This is a genomic window from Paenisporosarcina sp. P4_D4, from assembly GCF_056401835.1.
Window position 1 is genome coordinate 1 of record NZ_JBFUIO010000359.1, and the last position, 886, is coordinate 886.

Annotated in this window: 1 protein-coding gene; it reads right to left on the reverse strand. The window is 34.9% G+C overall.

Features of this window, described 5'->3' with window-relative positions; genetic code table 11:
* Positions 1–716, reverse strand: a 716-nt coding sequence (locus AC1DSL_RS18810) for a uroporphyrinogen decarboxylase/cobalamine-independent methonine synthase family protein (protein WP_477533414.1), incomplete at its 3' end; no start/stop codon positions are given.
* Between the last annotated feature and the right edge of the window lie 170 nt (positions 717–886).

Consider the following 886-nt stretch of genomic DNA (forward strand, 5'->3'; position numbering starts at 1 on the left):
AATATCAGCTTTATGTTTGGCGCTGCATCATGCAATGTTTGATAGATATCCTTAAATAACGCAACATCTTCTTTGGAAATCGTTGTAGATAAAATCGGTTCATCGATTTGTACCCACTCTACTCCTTCTTTTTGTAATTCACGTAAAATGTCAGCGTAAAGCGGTACAAATTTTTCAACAACTGCTTTAAACTCACTTTCTTTATAACCCTTTGACAGTTTTACAAATGTGATAGGTCCTAAGATTACAGGCTTTCCTTCGATATTAAGTTTCTGTTTAGCCTCTTTATAAAATTGAAGTGGACGGTTTTCAACAAGAGTAGGTACTGCTTCATTAAGCTCTGGAACAATATAGTGATAGTTTGTGTTAAACCATTTTGTCATTTCAGATGCAACCGCACCTTTATTGCCTCGTGCTATATCAAAATACGTTTCAAGTGATACTTTACCGCCGTCGTATTCAAAACGATTCGGTACTAATCCGAACATAACGGCTGTATCAAGCACATGATCATACAAGCTAAAGTCTCCAACTGGTATCAAGTCAATTCCTAAATCTTTTTGTTTCTGCAGATTGTTTAGACGAATCTCCTCAATTTGTTTTAAGAATGATTCTTTTTCTAGTTTCCCTGCCCATAACTGCTCCAGTGAATTTTTCCATTCGCGTTTTACACCAATTCTTGGATAACCTAAATTCGAACTTTTTACTCTACTCATAATATTTTTTACACTCCTTCTATTTTTATATTTTCATGCCCGTTTCTATTTGAAACTGTGGCTAATGAACCCATATTTCTAAAAACAAAAAAGCCTCTTCTTGGAAACAAGAAGAGGCTCATCATTAAATATAAGTGACAAGATCTCAACTCATCTTCCAAGCATAATCG